Below are 14,141 nucleotides of genomic sequence, written 5' to 3' on the forward strand. Positions count from 1 at the left end.
AAGTACCGGCTTGCACTGTAGTGCCTTAGAATGCCGCGATTCGGCTTCGCCTGGCGCCTACGAATGAATTTAAATCACAGACTTAGGCTGACAAGCGGAACAACAGTGACTATTTCGTGACCATGACGGAACGCTCCGAACATCGCGAACACAGCCTTGCTGCCGCAACCGAGGCGCGCGGTCTCGAAGCGTTGATCTCGCGTGCGGCTCGCGCCGGCAAGGGCGCGGCGCCGGTGGAGCGCTGGAATCCCGACTTCTGCGGCGATCTCGACATGGAGATCAAACAGGACGGAACGTGGTTCTATCTCGGTACGCCGATCGGCCGCATGCCGCTGGTGCAGCTGTTTTCCAGCGTGCTGCGCAAGGACGAGGATGGCAGGACCTATCTGGTGACGCCGGTCGAACGGGTCGGCATCCGCGTCGTGGACGCGCCTTTCATCGCGGTTGAAATGGATGTTTCCGGCGCCGGCGCCGAGCAGACCATCACTTTCCGCACCAATGTCGGCGATGTCGTCGAGGCCGGGCCTGGCCATCCGCTGCGCTTCGTCGACGAGAACGAGACCGGCGGCCTGAAACCCTATGTGCTGGTGCGCGGGAGGCTGGAAGCGCTGGTGGCGCGGCCGGTGATGTACGAACTGGTCGAGCATGGCGAGGAGATCGATATCGGCGGCAAGACGATGTTTGCCGTGCGCTCGAAAGGCGAAATCTATCCGATCATGCCGGCGGAAAAACTGAAGCGGCTGAGCGCATGATGGATCAGGTGAGGCCGCCGCCGTTTTCCACAGCGGATTTTCGCGCGCGGGTTGCGGCGCAAGCTGAAGCCCATGCCGGCGACGATTATGGCGATCATCGCTTCAACCCCGGCCATCCACGGTTGACGCAGCTCAAAGCGCTGCGCGACGCCGCGGTGCTGATCCCGGTCGTCGATCATGGACGCGACGCGACCGTGCTTTTGACGAAGCGGGCGGAAAAACTGCGCAGCCATTCCGGGCAGGTGGCTTTTCCCGGCGGCACCATTGATCCCACCGATGCGACCCCGGAAGCAGCGGCCTTGCGCGAAACCTTCGAGGAGATCGGGCTCGGCCAGGACCGCATCGAGATCATCGGCCGCATGCCCGATTATGTCGCCGGCAGCGGCTATCGCATCGCGCCGGTGCTGGCGATCGTCGAGCCCGGTTTTACGCTGTCGCTCAATTCCGACGAGGTCGACGCCGCCTTCGAAGTGCCGCTTTCGTTCCTGATGGATCCGGCCAACCACACCAGGGACAGCCGCATGTGGAACGACCTGGAATGGTTCTTCTACGATATGCCCTATGGCGGCCAGCGCATCTGGGGCGTCACCGCCGGCATCATCCGCACGCTCTATGAAAGGCTCTATGCTTGAGTGATCCGATATCGCTGGCGGGCAGAGCCGACTGGCTGGGTGAAAAGCATCTGCAGCGGCTGCTTGCCGTGCTGGCGCAGGGCGGCGAGGAAGCCCGCATCGCGGGCGGCGCGGTGCGCAATGCGCTGATTGGGCAGCTGGTCGCCGATATCGACCTTGCTACCACTTGCCTGCCCGAGGAAACCGTTCGCCGCGCCGAGGCGGCGGGCTTCAAGGCGGTGCCGACCGGCATCGAGCACGGCACGATCACGGTGATTGCCGGCGGCGCGCCCTATGAGGTCACCACGCTGCGCGCCGACATCGAGACCGATGGCCGCCGCGCCAAAGTGTCGTTCGGCCGCGACTGGAAGGCCGACGCCGAACGGCGCGATTTCACCATCAACGCGCTCTATGCGGAGGCTGACGGGACGGTCGTGGACCTGGTCGGCGGCGTCGGCGATATCGAGGCACGAAGGCTGCGCTTCATTGGCGATGCCGAGCAGCGGATCCGCGAAGACTATCTGCGCATCCTGCGTTTCTTCCGCTTTTTCGCCTGGTATGGCGAGGGTCGGCCCGATGCCGAGGGATTGAAGGCCTGCGCCCGGCTCAAGGACGGTCTCGCCCATCTCTCGGCCGAACGCATCTGGTCCGAGCTGAAGAAGTTGTTATCGGCCCCAGATCCGTCGCGCGCCTTGCTGTGGATGCGCCAGGCCGGCGTGCTCACCAGCGCCCTGCCGGAAAGCGAGAAATGGGGCATCGATGCCATTCATGGGCTGACCAAGACAGAGAAGGATCTGGGCTGGGCGCCGGACCCGCTGCTCAGGCTGGAGGCGATCGTGCCGCCCGATGCGGCGCGGATGAAGACAGTGGCCGAGCGGCTGAAACTTTCGACCACTGAGGCGGAGCGCCTGCGCCACTGGGCGCTGACGGCTGCCGTCGAGCCCAAGACAAGCGAAGCGGAACTGGCCAAGAAACTCTATTCCGGCGAGCGCCAGGGTTTTCTCGATCGCCTGCGGCTGTCGCTGGCGTCGGCGCGAGCGCGGGCTCTCGAGGACAATGACGCGCTGGTTCAGGCCGGCGGGTTTTCGCGCCTGCTCGCTTTTGCGCTGAAATGGGAAAAACCGGTGTTCCCAGTCAAGGGCGGCGATCTGACGGCGCTTGGCGCGTCGCCGGGGCCAATACTCGGTGCGATCCTGAAAAACCTGGAAAAGGAATGGATCGGGTCCGGCTTTGCGCTCGATCGCGACGCGCTGCTGGAGCGCGCCGCGGAAGCCTTGAAGGCCAGATAGGACTGCTCAGGCCGCGTCGCGAACTTTCTCGATGCGCGAGCGGATCGCCTCGATCATCGTCTCGCGAATGACCGTTTCGCCATGTGTCTCGCGCATATGGTCCACGGCGCGGCGCATGACCTCGGCTTCCTCACCGGCACGCGTGTGCCACTCACAGCCGGGAACCAGCGAGCCGCAATGGAATTCCTTCATGGGATTTTCTCCTTTCCTCCTTGGAGCCTGTGTCTCTCATGGGCACACGAAGCTCCGCCATCTCTGTTCCGCGCCCCGTCACAGCAGTCGGTTTCGGGGGCACGCACGGGGGAGCTAGCATAACACGGTTCGACCATTTTGGTTGCCGTGGGTGCGAAAAAGGCGGAGCAGCGCTGCTCCGCCCCTCTTGCCGGGCTAAGCCAAGGCGAGAACGTTCGGTCTTGTCCCGGTCACTTCTCGATCTTGACGGACTCGGCAACCTTGTTCTTGCCGCTCATGTCCCAGGAAACGCGGACCTTTTCGCCGGCCTTCAAGCCTGGATCCTTGAAGGTCTGGGGCAGCGTGAAGGTGGATCCATCGTCCAGAACAAGGCTCATGGCCGTGCCATCATAGGTCTTGACCGTACCGGTGGTGTGCTTGACCGCGGCAAAGGCGACCGAACCGGAAGCGAGAAGGGCAGCGGCGGCTGCCGAAACAATGAGCTTTCGCATGTAATACTCCTGGAAATGCGGGCATCCGTTTGGAAAATGCTCCGCCTTGTTCAGGGCCGTCCGGTAGCGTCGTGTCGCGGTTCGGGACTGAACCGCCGGCGCTTCCCGGCCCGAAACGACAAATAGTCTTTTTATTTCAATTGCCTATTAGACGAAAAAGATAATGGCGATGCCACATTGGCTGCCCAGATTCGGCGAATGGGACGTCAATGCGGCTCACGTTGCGCTCACCGATAGTTTACGGCCACCTGACCTCCGGCGGCAGGCTGGACAGGATCGAGGCGACATTGCCCCCGGTCTTCAGGCCGAAAATGGTGCCGCGATCGTGAAGCAAGTTGAATTCTGCGTAACGGCCGCGGCGAATGAGCTGCTCGTCGCGGTCGTCGTCGGTCCAGTTCTCGTTGAAATGGGCGCGAACCAGGTGGCCGTAGACGACAAGGAAAGAACGCCCGACATCCTGGACGAAGTTCAAATCGGCATTCCAGCCGCCTTTCTCCTCCCCCGAATGCAGCCAGTCGAAAAAGATGCCGCCGACGCCGCGCGGCTCGTGGCGGTGCGGCAGATAGAAATACTCGTCGCACCAGGCCTTGAACTTCGGGTGGTCGGCGACACCGGCATTCTTCTCGCAGGCGAACTGCATGGCGCGGTGGAAGGCGATGGTATCGGGGTCGTCTTCGGTGCGATGGCGATCAAGCACCGGTGTCAGGTCAGCGCCGCCGCCAAACCAGTGGCGCGACGTCACGACCATGCGGGTGTTCATGTGCACGGCCGGCACGTTGGGGTTCCAGGGATGCGCAATCAGCGAAATGCCTGATGCCCAGAAGCTCGGGTCTTCCTCGGCGCCGGGCATCTGCTTCCTGAATTCGGGCGAGAATTCGCCATAGACGGTCGAAGTATGGACGCCGACCTTCTCGAAGACGCGGCCCCGCATCATAGACATGGTGCCGCCGCCGCCCTTTCCATTGTCGCGTTCCCACGGCGTCTTTTCGAAGCGGCCGGGCGACCATTCGGCCAGTGGTCCCTGCAGTTCCTGTTCGATCTGCTCGAAGGTTGTGCAAACGCGCTCACGCAGCGTCTCGAACCAGAGCCTGGCCTTCATCTTCTTCTGTTCGATGTCGGCTGGCAGGCCTGCCGGTATTTCTGGTCGTTCCAAAATGCTGTCTCCGGTCGCAGCCGACAAAGGACCTAGTGGAGTGAATTTGACATTTGCAGACAGCGTGGCGCAGGGCACGACGCAAATGTCAAATTCGAAAACTCTGCTAGAAACATAAACTTGCTAGTGGTCCTTGTGATTCCAACATTCGCAACGGCGCCTGGGGATTAGGGAGGCGAATGTTGGAATCGGACCACTAGCCTTTTCCGGGCGCGATCCCTAATCTCTTAGGGGCAAGGGTCAAGTGTCATCTGGTTCGGCCCAGGAGTTCTTTCATGCGCACGCCGGCAAGACCGCCGCTGCATGGCCTGAAGAAAAGGCTCGATCGTTCACGCGCCGAGCGCGAGCGCATGCCGCGTGACGGGTTTTTGCGGGAGACCTTTGTCTTGCCGCGCCCCGATGCGCGGCTCAAAGCCAAGGAATGGTTCGAACGCTTTCCCAAGCAGGCCTACTGGACCGAGATCGAAAGCTGGTTCGAACGGCCGGGCGATGTCATAGAATTCACCATACGGCGGCTGCCGGCGGCGGATTAGGATCCCACCAGCAGTCGCCTTGCGCCCGGCCCTTGCGCACTCAAGCGATCTTCCCTGTTTCGCAGCGGGCATTTGTCGATCGACATGCAGCCGCAGCCGATGCAGTCGGTCAGGCCGTCGCGCAGCTTCTTTAGCTGAGTGATCTTGCGATCGAGGTCGTCGCGCCAGCCGGTCGACAACAGGTTCCAGTCCTCGCGCGTCGGGGTGCGGCCTTCTGGGAGCGATTCAAGTGCGGCGCCGATCTCGGCCAGCGAAATGCCGACCTCCTGGGCGATCCGGATGATCGCCACCCGCCGCAGCACGTCGCGGCCATAGCGCCGCTGGTTGCCCGACGTGCGGTGGCTGCGGATCAGCCCGCGCGCCTCGTAGAAATGCAGCGCCGACACCGCCACGCCGCTGCGCATCGCCACCTGGCCGACCGTCAATTCCTTTACCGGAGCCATCTCGATTTTCCGCTTGACCTCAACTTAAGTTGAGCTTGTAGCCAGGAAACGTCGATAGGCCAACTGAGGAGAAGGCGATGTGCGCCTGGGTGAGAATGATGCAAGACGCAACGGCCGTTGGCGATGACGACAACGCGCTGAAGGTCTAGCCGAGCTGCCGGATGGCTTCACCGGCGACCATGGCGACGGACAGCGCGACGTTGATGCTGCGCGTGCCCGGCTGCATCGGGATCGTCAGCCGCTCATCCGCCGCCTGATGGACAGGATCCGGCACCCCAGCGGATTCGCGGCCGAACAGCAGGATGTCGCCTTGGGCGAAGCTGAAGCCCGCATAGGGGGTCGCGGCTTTGGTGGTGAGCAGCACCAGCCGGCAGGCTTCGCCCTTGCGCCAATCCTCGAAGGCGTTCCAGTCGACATGGCGGGTCAGGGCAGCCATTTCGAGGTAGTCCATCCCGGCGCGCTTGAGCGCTTTGTCGGAGAGCGGAAACCCGGCTGGTTCGATGATGTCGACGCCAAGGCCGAGGCAGGCGGCGAAGCGCAGGATAGTTCCGGTGTTGCCGGAGATGTCAGGCTGGTAGAGGGCGATGCGGAGACGGTGGTTCATTTCCGCGTCTTTCTAATAAGTGGCAGATCGGCCACAGCGGGTGGCTGGTTTTGGAAATTGCTGGACCTGCGGGTGGCCATTTTCTGCGAAGTCGATTATACCGCACGCATTGTCAACCCGAACCGATGGAGGGGTATTTCATGATGACCATGCACATCCAGCGCCCCTCCCGTGGGCTTACCTGCCTGCTGGCGGTTTCGGTACGACGATTTACCTGATTTCTTGGATCTGATCGCACCGATTCCCGCCGAAGCCAATTTTCGGCTCTCGAAGGAATCCTGCGATGTTTTTCAACCGGTTAAAGGGGCCAAGCGCCCCAGCTGAGCATGTCGCGACCGAGGCCTATCCTCGTGTCTCGACGGATACAATCCGTGCCTCCGGCCGAACGCCGGCGCACGACATTGCTTCGCCTTTTTATGTCTATTTTCACACGGAGGACGGACCGATGTTCGATCCCTATAAGATACCGGGTTCAAGAAGCCTGCACGAACGCAAGACGGCGACCTGGGCGTTGCTGGTCGGCGAGACCTATTCGTCGGCGGTTCACGCCCAGACGCGCCGGCGTCCGCATCGCGGCATGTTGCCGGATGTCGATTTCTCGCGTGCGGTTCCCGACCACAGCCGGCCGTCGCTGGTGCGCCGGATCATCCGGCTGATCCGGCCGGGCGCGAAAAACCGGACTGGCGGCGGCGTGCCGTCAGCTCAGTCGAAGGCTTCTGTCGGTGAAAAGCCCGCAAGTCCCTATATTGCGCGAAGCAGGACCGATGGCCCGGGTGATTCCGGGCCGTCGGTCCCCGCCGACGTACGGTCTGGGGACGCGGAGCGCCCCGGGGATTTTTCCCGCGCCGCATGAGCGGACAAAAGTTTTGTGAGCATCACTATGTTTAGCTGGTTTGAAAGAAGGCTCGATCCGTTCCCCGCAGCGGAACCGGTCGAGCCGCCGAAGACGCTGGTTGCCTTCTGCGTGCATTATACCCGCGGCGCCTGGCCATACATCATCCTCGACGCGGTGCTGGTGACGGCGATTGCCATCGCGGAAGTGTGGATGTTCGGCTTCATGGGCCACATCGTCGACTGGCTGTCCGGGCAGAACCGCGAAACCTTCCTGCAGACCGAGAGCTGGAAGCTCGCCGGCATGGCCTTCGTCGTGCTGTTCGCGCTGCCAGGTACAGTATGGCTGCATTCTTTGCTCAACCAGCAGACGCTGATGGGCAACTACCCCATGCGCATCCGATGGCAGGTGCATCGTTATCTCTTGAAGCAGTCGATGAGCTTCTACCAGGACGAATTCGCCGGCCGCATCGCCACCAAGCTGATGCAGACGGCACTCGCCGTGCGCGAATGCGTCATCAAGGTGATCGAGGTGCTCAATTACGTAATCGTCTATTTCCTCGGCATGCTGTTCATCGTCGGCTCGGCCGACTTGCGGCTGGCGGCACCTCTCGGCGTTTGGCTGCTCGGCTATATCGGGTTGTTGCGCTATATCATCCCGAAGCTGGGCAAGGTCGGGGAGGCGCAGGCCAATGCGCGCTCGACTATGACCGGCCGCGTCGTTGACAGCTACACCAACATCCAGACGGTCAAGTTGTTTTCCCATGCACGGCGCGAAGCAACGTTCGCGAGAGAAGGCATGGCAGGCTTCCTCGACACGGTCTACCGGTCGATGCGGCTGGTGACGGTGCTTTACGGGCTGCTCTATATCCTCAACGCGCTGCTCCTGTTTTCGGTGACGGCGCTGGCGCTGTGGCTGTGGCTCGGCCAGGCGGTGACGATCGGCGCCGTCGCCGTGGTCATCGGCCTCGTGCTCCGTATGTGGGGCATGTCGCAGTGGATCATGTGGGAAATGTCGAGCCTATTCGAGAACATCGGCACGGTGCAAGACGGTATCGCCTCGATCTCGCTGCCGCGCCTGGTCGAAGACCGGCCGGGGGCGAAGGACATTGCCGTCACCAAGGGCGAGATCCGCTTCAACGACATTCGTTTCCACTATGGCAAGCAGAAGGGCGTCATCGAGAACCTGTCGCTGACGGTGAAGCCCGGCGAGAAAGTCGGCATTGTCGGGCGCTCGGGCGCGGGCAAGTCGACGCTGGTCAATCTCCTGTTGCGGTTCTACGACCTCGAGGACGGCCGGATCCTGATCGACGGCCAGGAGATCGCTTCGGTGACGCAGGATTCGCTGCGCGCGCAGATCGGCATGGTGACGCAGGACACTTCGCTGCTGCATCGTTCCGTGCGCGACAACATTCTTTACGGGCGGCCCGATGCGACGGAGGAAATGCTTGTCGAGGCAGCCGGGCGGGCCGAGGCGCTGGAGTTTATCGGCAGGCTTTCGGATCACACCGGACGTAAAGGGCTCGACGCTCATGTCGGCGACCGCGGCGTCAAATTGTCCGGCGGCCAGCGGCAACGCATCGCCATTGCTCGCGTTATGTTGAAGGACGCACCGATACTTATCCTTGACGAAGCGACGTCGGCGCTGGATTCCGAAGCCGAGGCCGCCATCCAGGAGAATCTCTACAAGCTCATGCAAGGCAAGACCGTCATCGCCATTGCGCACCGGCTGTCGACCATCGCGGCGATGGACAGGCTCGTCGTCCTCGACAAGGGCCGTGTCATCGAGGAGGGGTCGCACGAGGAACTCGTCGCCAGCGGCGGGCTCTACGCGCAGCTCTGGCAGCGCCAGTCGGGCGGGTTCCTGCTCGATGACGGTCCGGTCGATGCCGCCAATGACGCTGTTGCCAACGACATCGGCGTGAAGGGTGAAGCCGCAGAGTGATGACGTCAGCATGATGACAGCCGTCTATCGCTGGTTCGAGGACTGGGTCTATCCGTTCAGGGAGCCGGCGGACCTTCGGCCACCGTCAAGCGTCGGCGGCTTCCTCTGGCACTATGTCGGCCAGGCGAAGTTCGCCTTCTTCGCCATGCTGGTCATCGGCGGCATCGCGCCGCTGATCGAGGCCGGGCTGTTCTACTTCGTCGGGCGGCTGGTCGATATTCTCGACCAGCTTCCTGGCGAGCGCAGCTGGAATGCGCTGTGGACCGCCGCCGGTCCTGAACTGGTGTTCATGATCGTCGTGGTGGCGGTCATCCGCACAGTCGTCGTCGGCCTGTCGGCGCTGGTCAACGAACAGACGATCACGCCGGGCTTCTACAATCTGGTGCGCTGGCAGGCGCACCGGCATGTGTCGCGGCAGTCCTACACCTTCTTCCAGAACGATTTCGCCGGCCGTATCGCGACAAAAGTCTGGCAGGCCGGGCAGGCGACCGGCGACCTGATGGAGAGCTTCATCGAGGTCATCTGGTTCATGCTCATCTATACGGTGACGACCTTGGCGCTGGTCGCCGGGCTGGATCTGCGCCTGGCCGTGCTGGTGGTGATCTGGATCCTCGCGTTCGCCTGGCTGGCCAAGCTCTATCTGCCCTCGATCCGCAGGCATGCCGAGGCCACGGCTGAAGCTGGCTCGATGATCAATGGGCGCATCATCGATTCCTATTCCAACGTGCAGACGCTGAAGCTATTCTCGGCCGACGGCGACGACCGCTACATCAAGAACGGCTTCGACATCTATCTCGATGCACTACGGCCCTTCACCCGCCGGCTGACCGGCGTGCGCATGGCGCTGACGACGCTGTCGGGCATCATGATCACCGCGATTGGCTGCTTTGCCGTCTATCTCTGGGTCGAAGGGTCGATCACCGTCGGCGCCGTCGCGTTCACGCTGTCGCTGGTCTTGCGGCTCAACATGCTGCTCGGGCGCGTGATGATGCAGCTCAACGGCATATTGCGAAATCTCGGCGTCCTGGAAAACTCCAAGGCGCTGATCTCGCAGCCGCTTGGCCTTGTCGATGCGCCGGATGCGAAAGAGCTTGTCGTCGCCGGCGGCCGCATCGAGGTGAAGAATGTCGAGTTCCACTACGGCAAGGGTTTTGGCGTGCTGAATGGCATCGACCTTGTGGTCAAGCCTGGCGAGAAGGTCGGGCTGGTCGGGCCGTCCGGTGCGGGCAAGACGACCTTAGCCAATCTCATCCTGCGCCTCTACGACCTCGAGAGCGGGAAAATCCTGATCGACGGGCAAGACGTCGCCGAGGTGACGCAGAACTCGCTGCGCGCCAATATCGGCGTGGTCAGCCAGGACACGGCGCTGTTCCACCGCTCGCTACGCGACAACATCAAGCTCGGCATGCCGGATGCAACTGACGCCGAGGTGATCGCGGCGGCGAAGAAGGCCGAGGCGCACGAGTTCATATTGGGCCTGCGCGACAACCGGGACCGTACCGGCTACGAGGCTTTTGTCGGCGAGCGCGGCGTGAAACTGTCGGGCGGCCAGCGCCAGCGCGTCGCGATCGCCCGCGTCTTCCTCAAGGATGCGCCGATCCTGATCCTCGACGAGGCGACCTCGGCGCTCGATTCCGACATCGAGGCGGCGATCCAGGAGAATCTGGCCAGGCTGATGGAGAACAAGACGGTCATCGCCATAGCGCACCGGCTGTCGACCATCGCCGCGCTCGACCGTCTTGTGGTGCTGGACGGAGGCCGCATCGTCGAACAGGGCACGCATGACGAGCTGGTGGCGCTCGACGGGCTCTATGCGCGGCTGTGGAAGCGGCAGTCCGGCGGCTTCCTCTACCACGAGGAAAGCGTGCTGGAAGAGACACGGCCGGCGGAGTAGGGCATGGCAGCGTCGCCTGATATCGGCTACGTCCTCAAGCGGCTGCGGCCAACCGCGCCGGCCTTCGATGCGCTGAAGGAGGAGAGCCGGCTGGAAGGCTACTGGATGCTGGTGCGGCTGGCGGATGGCTGGGCGGGCGCCGCAACAAGTTCCTGAAACGAGGCGAGGCGCTGTTTGGTGCATGGCATGGCCGAGAACTCGCTGGTGTGTGCGGGTTGAACATCGATCCTTATTTCGAAGGCAGGGACCACGGCCGGGTCAGGCACCTGTTCGTCAGCGCGCGTCATCGCCGCAGCGGCATTGGCCGCATGCTGGTCGAGACCGTCATTGACAGGGCACGTCAGCATTTTGCCGTGCTGAACACCCGCGCGCCACAAGAAGCCTTTGGGTTCTATGAACGGCTTGGTTTCCAGCCGGTGGTGAGCGAAGAATTCGTCACGCACCGCATGATGCTCTCTCAAGACAGAAAAGGAGGCTGAGATGTCACTGCGTCCGCCATCCCTAGGCGCCTCGGCTGCCGAAGCCGCGTTCGACGCCCTCGGCCATGAGATACTGGCTGAAAAGGCCGCAGCGCTCGGCCGTGCCGGCCAACGGGTCGAGGAAACGCTGGCCAAGCTCCGTCAGAACAACGGCGACGAGGAGCAGCGACCGCGGCTGCTCAAGGAGGCTGCCGCGGCGGTGCACGCCTATTTCATCCAGCGTGAACTCTGCGGCCTGCGCCGGCATGAGTCGGCCATCCGCGAATACGATATCCCAAGGGCCGTGCTGGTCAGGCTCGGTGCAAGCTAGAGGTCACCAGCCGGCAACAATCATTCCAGCCATTCGGTGATGAAGCTGCCGTTTTCGTGGATGTCGGTCGTTTCGAGCGGGCCTGGGCCAAGATTGGTGAATTTGTGCGGCGTATCGGGCGGCACGATCAGGATCTGGCCGGCCGTGGCCTCTATCTGCTGGTCGCCGATCGTGAACAGGCCGGCGCCTTGCCGGATGATGAAGATTTCACAATAGGGATGCGTGTGCAGGCGCGGGCCGCCGCCAATCTCTTCCTGATAGTTGAAAATCAGGCAGGAGTTGGAGTCGTAGGCGCCGCATTGCAGTTCGCCCTGCCAGCGGCCGGGCGTCCTGGTCCAGGTCTCGCGGTCGATAATATGTGCCATGCCGGCGAGACTAGATCACGGCAACCTGTCCTGTCGAGAGAGGCGGGGAGCCTCGGATTTGCTGATATTTCCCTGTTGTTTAGCCGCCTTTGCCGACCTTTGGGCATCTGGCCAACTGACGCGCTGTTCTGTCCCCGCGACAATCTGCCCTTGTGGCTTCAGCCCGCTGGACAAAAACGGGCTTCACGCATAAACCGAAATCCAAATGCCGGAGGAATTCGCTAGCTTGTTCGCCATGCGCTGTCGGGCCGGCGCGATGGAGCGGGGACAAAGCTCGGCCGCCGGCTCGGAAGAGGCGAAAGGATCAGGCACCCGTGAGCGCAACCGACACCCAGGATCCCAACCGTCGTGATTTTCTCTACGTCGCCACCGGCATGGCCGCAGTGGTTGGCGCAGGCGCCGTTGCCTGGCCCTTCATCGACCAGATGCGCCCCGATGCCTCGACGCTGGCGCTGGCCTCGGTCGAGGTCGACGTCGCCTCGCTGACGCCTGGCATGTCGCTGATCGTCAAATGGCGCGGCAAGCCGGTCGTGGTGCGCAACCGCACCGAGCAGGAGATGAAGGACGGCGAGGCCGTGAACCTTGCCGACCTCAAGGATCCTATTGCCCGCAACGCCAATCTGCCCGCCGATGCGCCGGCGACCGACGCCAACCGCACCACGCCCGGCAAGGAAGCCTGGATGGTGATGGTGCAGGTTTGCACGCATCTGGGGTGCATTCCGCTTGGCCAGGAAGGCGATTTCGGCGGCTGGTTCTGCCCGTGCCACGGTTCGGTGTACGATACCGCCGGCCGCATCCGCAAAGGCCCGGCGCCGGAAAATATGGCCGTGCCGGTATTCAAGTTCATTTCCGATACCAAAATCCTTATTGGTTGAGGCAGGGGATAATTCGATGAGCGAGGGACACTCGACCTATACGCCCAAGACCGGTATCGAACGCTGGTTCGACGCCCGCATGCCGCTGCCGCGCATGGTCTATGACAGCTTCATCGCTTATCCGGTGCCGCGCAACCTCAACTATGCGTGGACCTTCGGCGGCATCCTCACGATCATGCTGGTGGCGCAGATCCTGACCGGTATCGTGCTCGCCATGCACTATACCGCCGACACCAATCTCGCCTTCAATTCGGTCGAGAAGATCATGCGCGACGTCAATTCCGGTTGGCTGTTGCGCTACATGCATTCCAACGGCGCCTCGTTCTTCTTCGTCGCCGTCTACATCCACATCTTCCGCGGGCTTTATTACGGCTCCTACAAGGCGCCGCGCGAGCTGCTGTGGATCCTCGGCTGCATCATCTATCTGCTGATGATGGCGACCGGCTTCATGGGCTATGTGCTGCCCTGGGGTCAGATGAGCTTCTGGGGCGCCACCGTCATCACCGGCTTCTTCAGCGCCATTCCGCTGGTCGGAAACTGGATCCAGGAACTGCTGCTCGGCGGTTTCGCCGTCGACAACCCGACGCTCAACCGCTTCTTTGCGCTGCACTATTTGCTGCCGTTCATGATTGCCGGCGTCGTCGTGCTGCACGTCTGGGCGCTGCACGTGGTCGGCCAGTCGAACCCGACCGGCATCGAGGTGAAATCGAAGACCGACACCGTTGCCTTTACGCCCTATGCGACCATCAAGGATGCATTCGGCATGATCGTGTTCCTGTTCTTCTTCGCCTATTTCGTCTTCTACCTGCCGAACTTTCTCGGCCATCCGGACAATTACACGATCGCCAACCCGCTGAAGACGCCGGCCCACATCGTGCCGGAATGGTACTTCCTGCCGTTCTACGCGATCCTGCGCGCCATCACTTTCAACATCGGGCCGATCAACTCCAAGCTCGGCGGCGTGCTGTGCATGTTCGGCGCCATCGTCATGCTGTTCCTGGTGCCGTGGCTCGACACCTCCAAGGTGCGCTCGGCGGTCTACCGGCCCTGGTACAAGCTGTTCTTCTGGCTGTTCGTCGCCGACGCTGTCCTGCTTGGCTGGCTTGGCTCGCAGCCGGCGGAAGGCGGCGGTCTGTTGACCCTCCTGATAGGTGAGGTCTCGGGCAACTACATTGGCTACGCTCAAGCGGCGACACTGTTCTACTTCGCCTTCTTCCTCGTCATCCTGCCGGTGCTTGGCCTGATCGAGACGCCACGCAGACTGCCGAATTCGATCACCGAGGCGGTGCTGGAGAAGAACAAGGGTGCCGGAGGGGGACATCCGGCCGGTGCGACCGCCGCGCCGGAAACCAAAGGCTGAGTGAGAATCTAAGG

Annotated in this window: 18 protein-coding genes; 12 read left to right on the forward strand and 6 right to left on the reverse strand. The window is 62.4% G+C overall.

Going from position 1 to position 14,141, the window contains the following annotated elements:
• The first annotated feature begins 122 nt into the window (after positions 1 to 122).
• From NLY42_RS14515 to NLY42_RS14525, 3 genes are read left to right on the forward strand one after another with little or no spacing between them, the layout of a single operon-like run.
• Positions 123 to 752 (forward strand): DUF1285 domain-containing protein, encoded by a 630-nt coding sequence (locus tag NLY42_RS14515; protein ID WP_023670010.1) that lies wholly within the window; start codon positions 123 to 125, stop codon positions 750 to 752.
• Complete coding sequence (locus NLY42_RS14520; protein ID WP_023724971.1) at positions 752 to 1,384, forward strand: CoA pyrophosphatase; 633 nt, start codon at positions 752 to 754, stop codon at positions 1,382 to 1,384. The genes NLY42_RS14515 and NLY42_RS14520 overlap by 1 nt, the downstream gene beginning before the upstream one ends.
• On the forward strand, positions 1,381 to 2,652 hold the full coding sequence (locus NLY42_RS14525) for a CCA tRNA nucleotidyltransferase (RefSeq protein WP_031196468.1): 1,272 nt from the start codon (positions 1,381 to 1,383) through the stop codon (positions 2,650 to 2,652). Before NLY42_RS14520 ends, NLY42_RS14525 begins: the two co-directional genes overlap by 4 nt.
• Positions 2,653 to 2,658: 6 nt before the next feature.
• On the opposite strand, the gene NLY42_RS14530 is transcribed toward NLY42_RS14525, so the two are convergent.
• The 3 genes from NLY42_RS14530 to hemF all read right to left on the reverse strand — a co-directional run bounded on the left by NLY42_RS14530 (position 2,659) and on the right by hemF (position 4,488).
• Positions 2,659 to 2,844, reverse strand: a complete 186-nt coding sequence (locus NLY42_RS14530) for a DUF1059 domain-containing protein (protein WP_023670013.1) — start codon at positions 2,842 to 2,844, stop codon at positions 2,659 to 2,661.
• Positions 2,845 to 3,074: 230 nt separating this feature from the next.
• On the reverse strand, positions 3,075 to 3,335 hold the full coding sequence (locus NLY42_RS14535) for a DUF1344 domain-containing protein (RefSeq protein WP_023754584.1): 261 nt from the start codon (positions 3,333 to 3,335) through the stop codon (positions 3,075 to 3,077).
• A 238-nt stretch (positions 3,336 to 3,573) separates the two neighbouring features.
• Positions 3,574 to 4,488 carry an oxygen-dependent coproporphyrinogen oxidase gene (gene hemF, locus NLY42_RS14540; RefSeq protein WP_023754583.1) on the reverse strand — a complete coding sequence of 305 codons (915 nt, stop codon included), beginning with the start codon at positions 4,486 to 4,488 and terminating at the stop codon, positions 3,574 to 3,576.
• A gap of 275 nt (positions 4,489 to 4,763) precedes the next feature.
• Here hemF and NLY42_RS14545 point away from each other — a divergent pair, with 275 nt between their 5' ends.
• Positions 4,764 to 5,021 (forward strand): hypothetical protein, encoded by a 258-nt coding sequence (locus NLY42_RS14545; RefSeq protein WP_023683688.1) that lies wholly within the window; start codon positions 4,764 to 4,766, stop codon positions 5,019 to 5,021.
• Here NLY42_RS14545 and soxR read toward each other — a convergent pair.
• Both soxR and NLY42_RS14555 read right to left on the reverse strand, forming a co-directional pair.
• Complete coding sequence (gene soxR / locus NLY42_RS14550; protein ID WP_023683689.1) at positions 5,018 to 5,464, reverse strand: redox-sensitive transcriptional activator SoxR; 447 nt, start codon at positions 5,462 to 5,464, stop codon at positions 5,018 to 5,020. The genes NLY42_RS14545 and soxR overlap by 4 nt on opposite strands.
• A gap of 145 nt (positions 5,465 to 5,609) precedes the next feature.
• Positions 5,610 to 6,068 carry a tRNA (cytidine(34)-2'-O)-methyltransferase gene (locus NLY42_RS14555; protein ID WP_023754582.1) on the reverse strand — a complete coding sequence of 153 codons (459 nt, stop codon included), beginning with the start codon at positions 6,066 to 6,068 and terminating at the stop codon, positions 5,610 to 5,612.
• A 445-nt stretch (positions 6,069 to 6,513) separates the two neighbouring features.
• Here NLY42_RS14555 and NLY42_RS14560 point away from each other — a divergent pair, with 445 nt between their 5' ends.
• From NLY42_RS14560 to NLY42_RS14585, 6 genes are read left to right on the forward strand one after another with little or no spacing between them, the layout of a single operon-like run.
• The gene (locus NLY42_RS14560; RefSeq protein WP_023670019.1) at positions 6,514 to 6,921 is read left to right on the forward strand and encodes a hypothetical protein; all 408 of its coding nucleotides are present in this window, start codon (positions 6,514 to 6,516) and stop codon (positions 6,919 to 6,921) included.
• A 27-nt stretch (positions 6,922 to 6,948) separates the two neighbouring features.
• Entirely contained in the window at positions 6,949 to 8,844 is a 1,896-nt protein-coding gene (locus NLY42_RS14565; protein WP_023754581.1) for an ABC transporter ATP-binding protein, read from the forward strand.
• Between the two features lie 10 nt (positions 8,845 to 8,854).
• Complete coding sequence (locus NLY42_RS14570; protein ID WP_023754580.1) at positions 8,855 to 10,738, forward strand: ABC transporter ATP-binding protein; 1,884 nt, start codon at positions 8,855 to 8,857, stop codon at positions 10,736 to 10,738.
• A 3-nt stretch (positions 10,739 to 10,741) separates the two neighbouring features.
• On the forward strand, positions 10,742 to 10,894 hold the full coding sequence (locus NLY42_RS14575; protein WP_245261279.1) for a hypothetical protein: 153 nt from the start codon (positions 10,742 to 10,744) through the stop codon (positions 10,892 to 10,894).
• A gap of 50 nt (positions 10,895 to 10,944) precedes the next feature.
• Positions 10,945 to 11,217, forward strand: a complete 273-nt coding sequence (locus NLY42_RS14580) for a GNAT family N-acetyltransferase (protein WP_348528058.1) — start codon at positions 10,945 to 10,947, stop codon at positions 11,215 to 11,217.
• Position 11,218: 1 nt separating this feature from the next.
• A complete protein-coding gene (locus NLY42_RS14585) occupies positions 11,219 to 11,527 on the forward strand; it encodes a DUF6665 family protein (protein ID WP_023670023.1) in 309 nt (102 codons plus the stop codon).
• A 20-nt stretch (positions 11,528 to 11,547) separates the two neighbouring features.
• Here NLY42_RS14585 and NLY42_RS14590 read toward each other — a convergent pair whose 3' ends face one another.
• Entirely contained in the window at positions 11,548 to 11,892 is a 345-nt protein-coding gene (locus NLY42_RS14590) for a cupin domain-containing protein (RefSeq protein ID WP_023754579.1), read from the reverse strand.
• 374 nt (positions 11,893 to 12,266) lie between these two features.
• On the opposite strand from NLY42_RS14590, the gene petA reads away from it, so the two are divergent.
• Positions 12,267 to 12,767: a ubiquinol-cytochrome c reductase iron-sulfur subunit gene (petA, locus tag NLY42_RS14595; protein ID WP_245259858.1), complete on the forward strand. Its 501-nt coding sequence runs from the start codon at positions 12,267 to 12,269 to the stop codon at positions 12,765 to 12,767.
• A gap of 16 nt (positions 12,768 to 12,783) precedes the next feature.
• On the forward strand, positions 12,784 to 14,127 hold the full coding sequence (locus NLY42_RS14600) for a cytochrome b (protein WP_023754578.1): 1,344 nt from the start codon (positions 12,784 to 12,786) through the stop codon (positions 14,125 to 14,127).
• Positions 14,128 to 14,141 lie beyond the last annotated feature (14 nt).

The organism is Mesorhizobium sp. C372A (genome assembly GCF_030323245.1).
In the GTDB taxonomy this organism is placed as follows: Bacteria; Pseudomonadota; Alphaproteobacteria; order Rhizobiales; family Rhizobiaceae; genus Mesorhizobium.

Coding starts and splice junctions, on each gene's coding strand:
- NLY42_RS14585 (WP_023670023.1), top strand. CDS start 11,219: ATGTCACTGCGTCCGCCATCCCTAGGCGCCTCGGCTGCCGAAGCCGCG.
- NLY42_RS14535 (WP_023754584.1), bottom strand. CDS start 3,335: ATGCGAAAGCTCATTGTTTCGGCAGCCGCCGCTGCCCTTCTCGCTTCC.
- NLY42_RS14560 (WP_023670019.1), top strand. CDS start 6,514: ATGTTCGATCCCTATAAGATACCGGGTTCAAGAAGCCTGCACGAACGC.
- NLY42_RS14570 (WP_023754580.1), top strand. CDS start 8,855: ATGATGACAGCCGTCTATCGCTGGTTCGAGGACTGGGTCTATCCGTTC.
- NLY42_RS14530 (WP_023670013.1), bottom strand. CDS start 2,844: ATGAAGGAATTCCATTGCGGCTCGCTGGTTCCCGGCTGTGAGTGGCAC.
- soxR (WP_023683689.1), bottom strand. CDS start 5,464: ATGGCTCCGGTAAAGGAATTGACGGTCGGCCAGGTGGCGATGCGCAGC.
- NLY42_RS14575 (WP_245261279.1), top strand. CDS start 10,742: ATGGCAGCGTCGCCTGATATCGGCTACGTCCTCAAGCGGCTGCGGCCA.
- NLY42_RS14555 (WP_023754582.1), bottom strand. CDS start 6,068: ATGAACCACCGTCTCCGCATCGCCCTCTACCAGCCTGACATCTCCGGC.
- NLY42_RS14515 (WP_023670010.1), top strand. CDS start 123: ATGACGGAACGCTCCGAACATCGCGAACACAGCCTTGCTGCCGCAACC.
- NLY42_RS14545 (WP_023683688.1), top strand. CDS start 4,764: ATGCGCACGCCGGCAAGACCGCCGCTGCATGGCCTGAAGAAAAGGCTC.
- NLY42_RS14600 (WP_023754578.1), top strand. CDS start 12,784: ATGAGCGAGGGACACTCGACCTATACGCCCAAGACCGGTATCGAACGC.
- petA (WP_245259858.1), top strand. CDS start 12,267: ATGGCCGCAGTGGTTGGCGCAGGCGCCGTTGCCTGGCCCTTCATCGAC.
- NLY42_RS14590 (WP_023754579.1), bottom strand. CDS start 11,892: ATGGCACATATTATCGACCGCGAGACCTGGACCAGGACGCCCGGCCGC.
- NLY42_RS14520 (WP_023724971.1), top strand. CDS start 752: ATGGATCAGGTGAGGCCGCCGCCGTTTTCCACAGCGGATTTTCGCGCG.
- NLY42_RS14565 (WP_023754581.1), top strand. CDS start 6,949: ATGTTTAGCTGGTTTGAAAGAAGGCTCGATCCGTTCCCCGCAGCGGAA.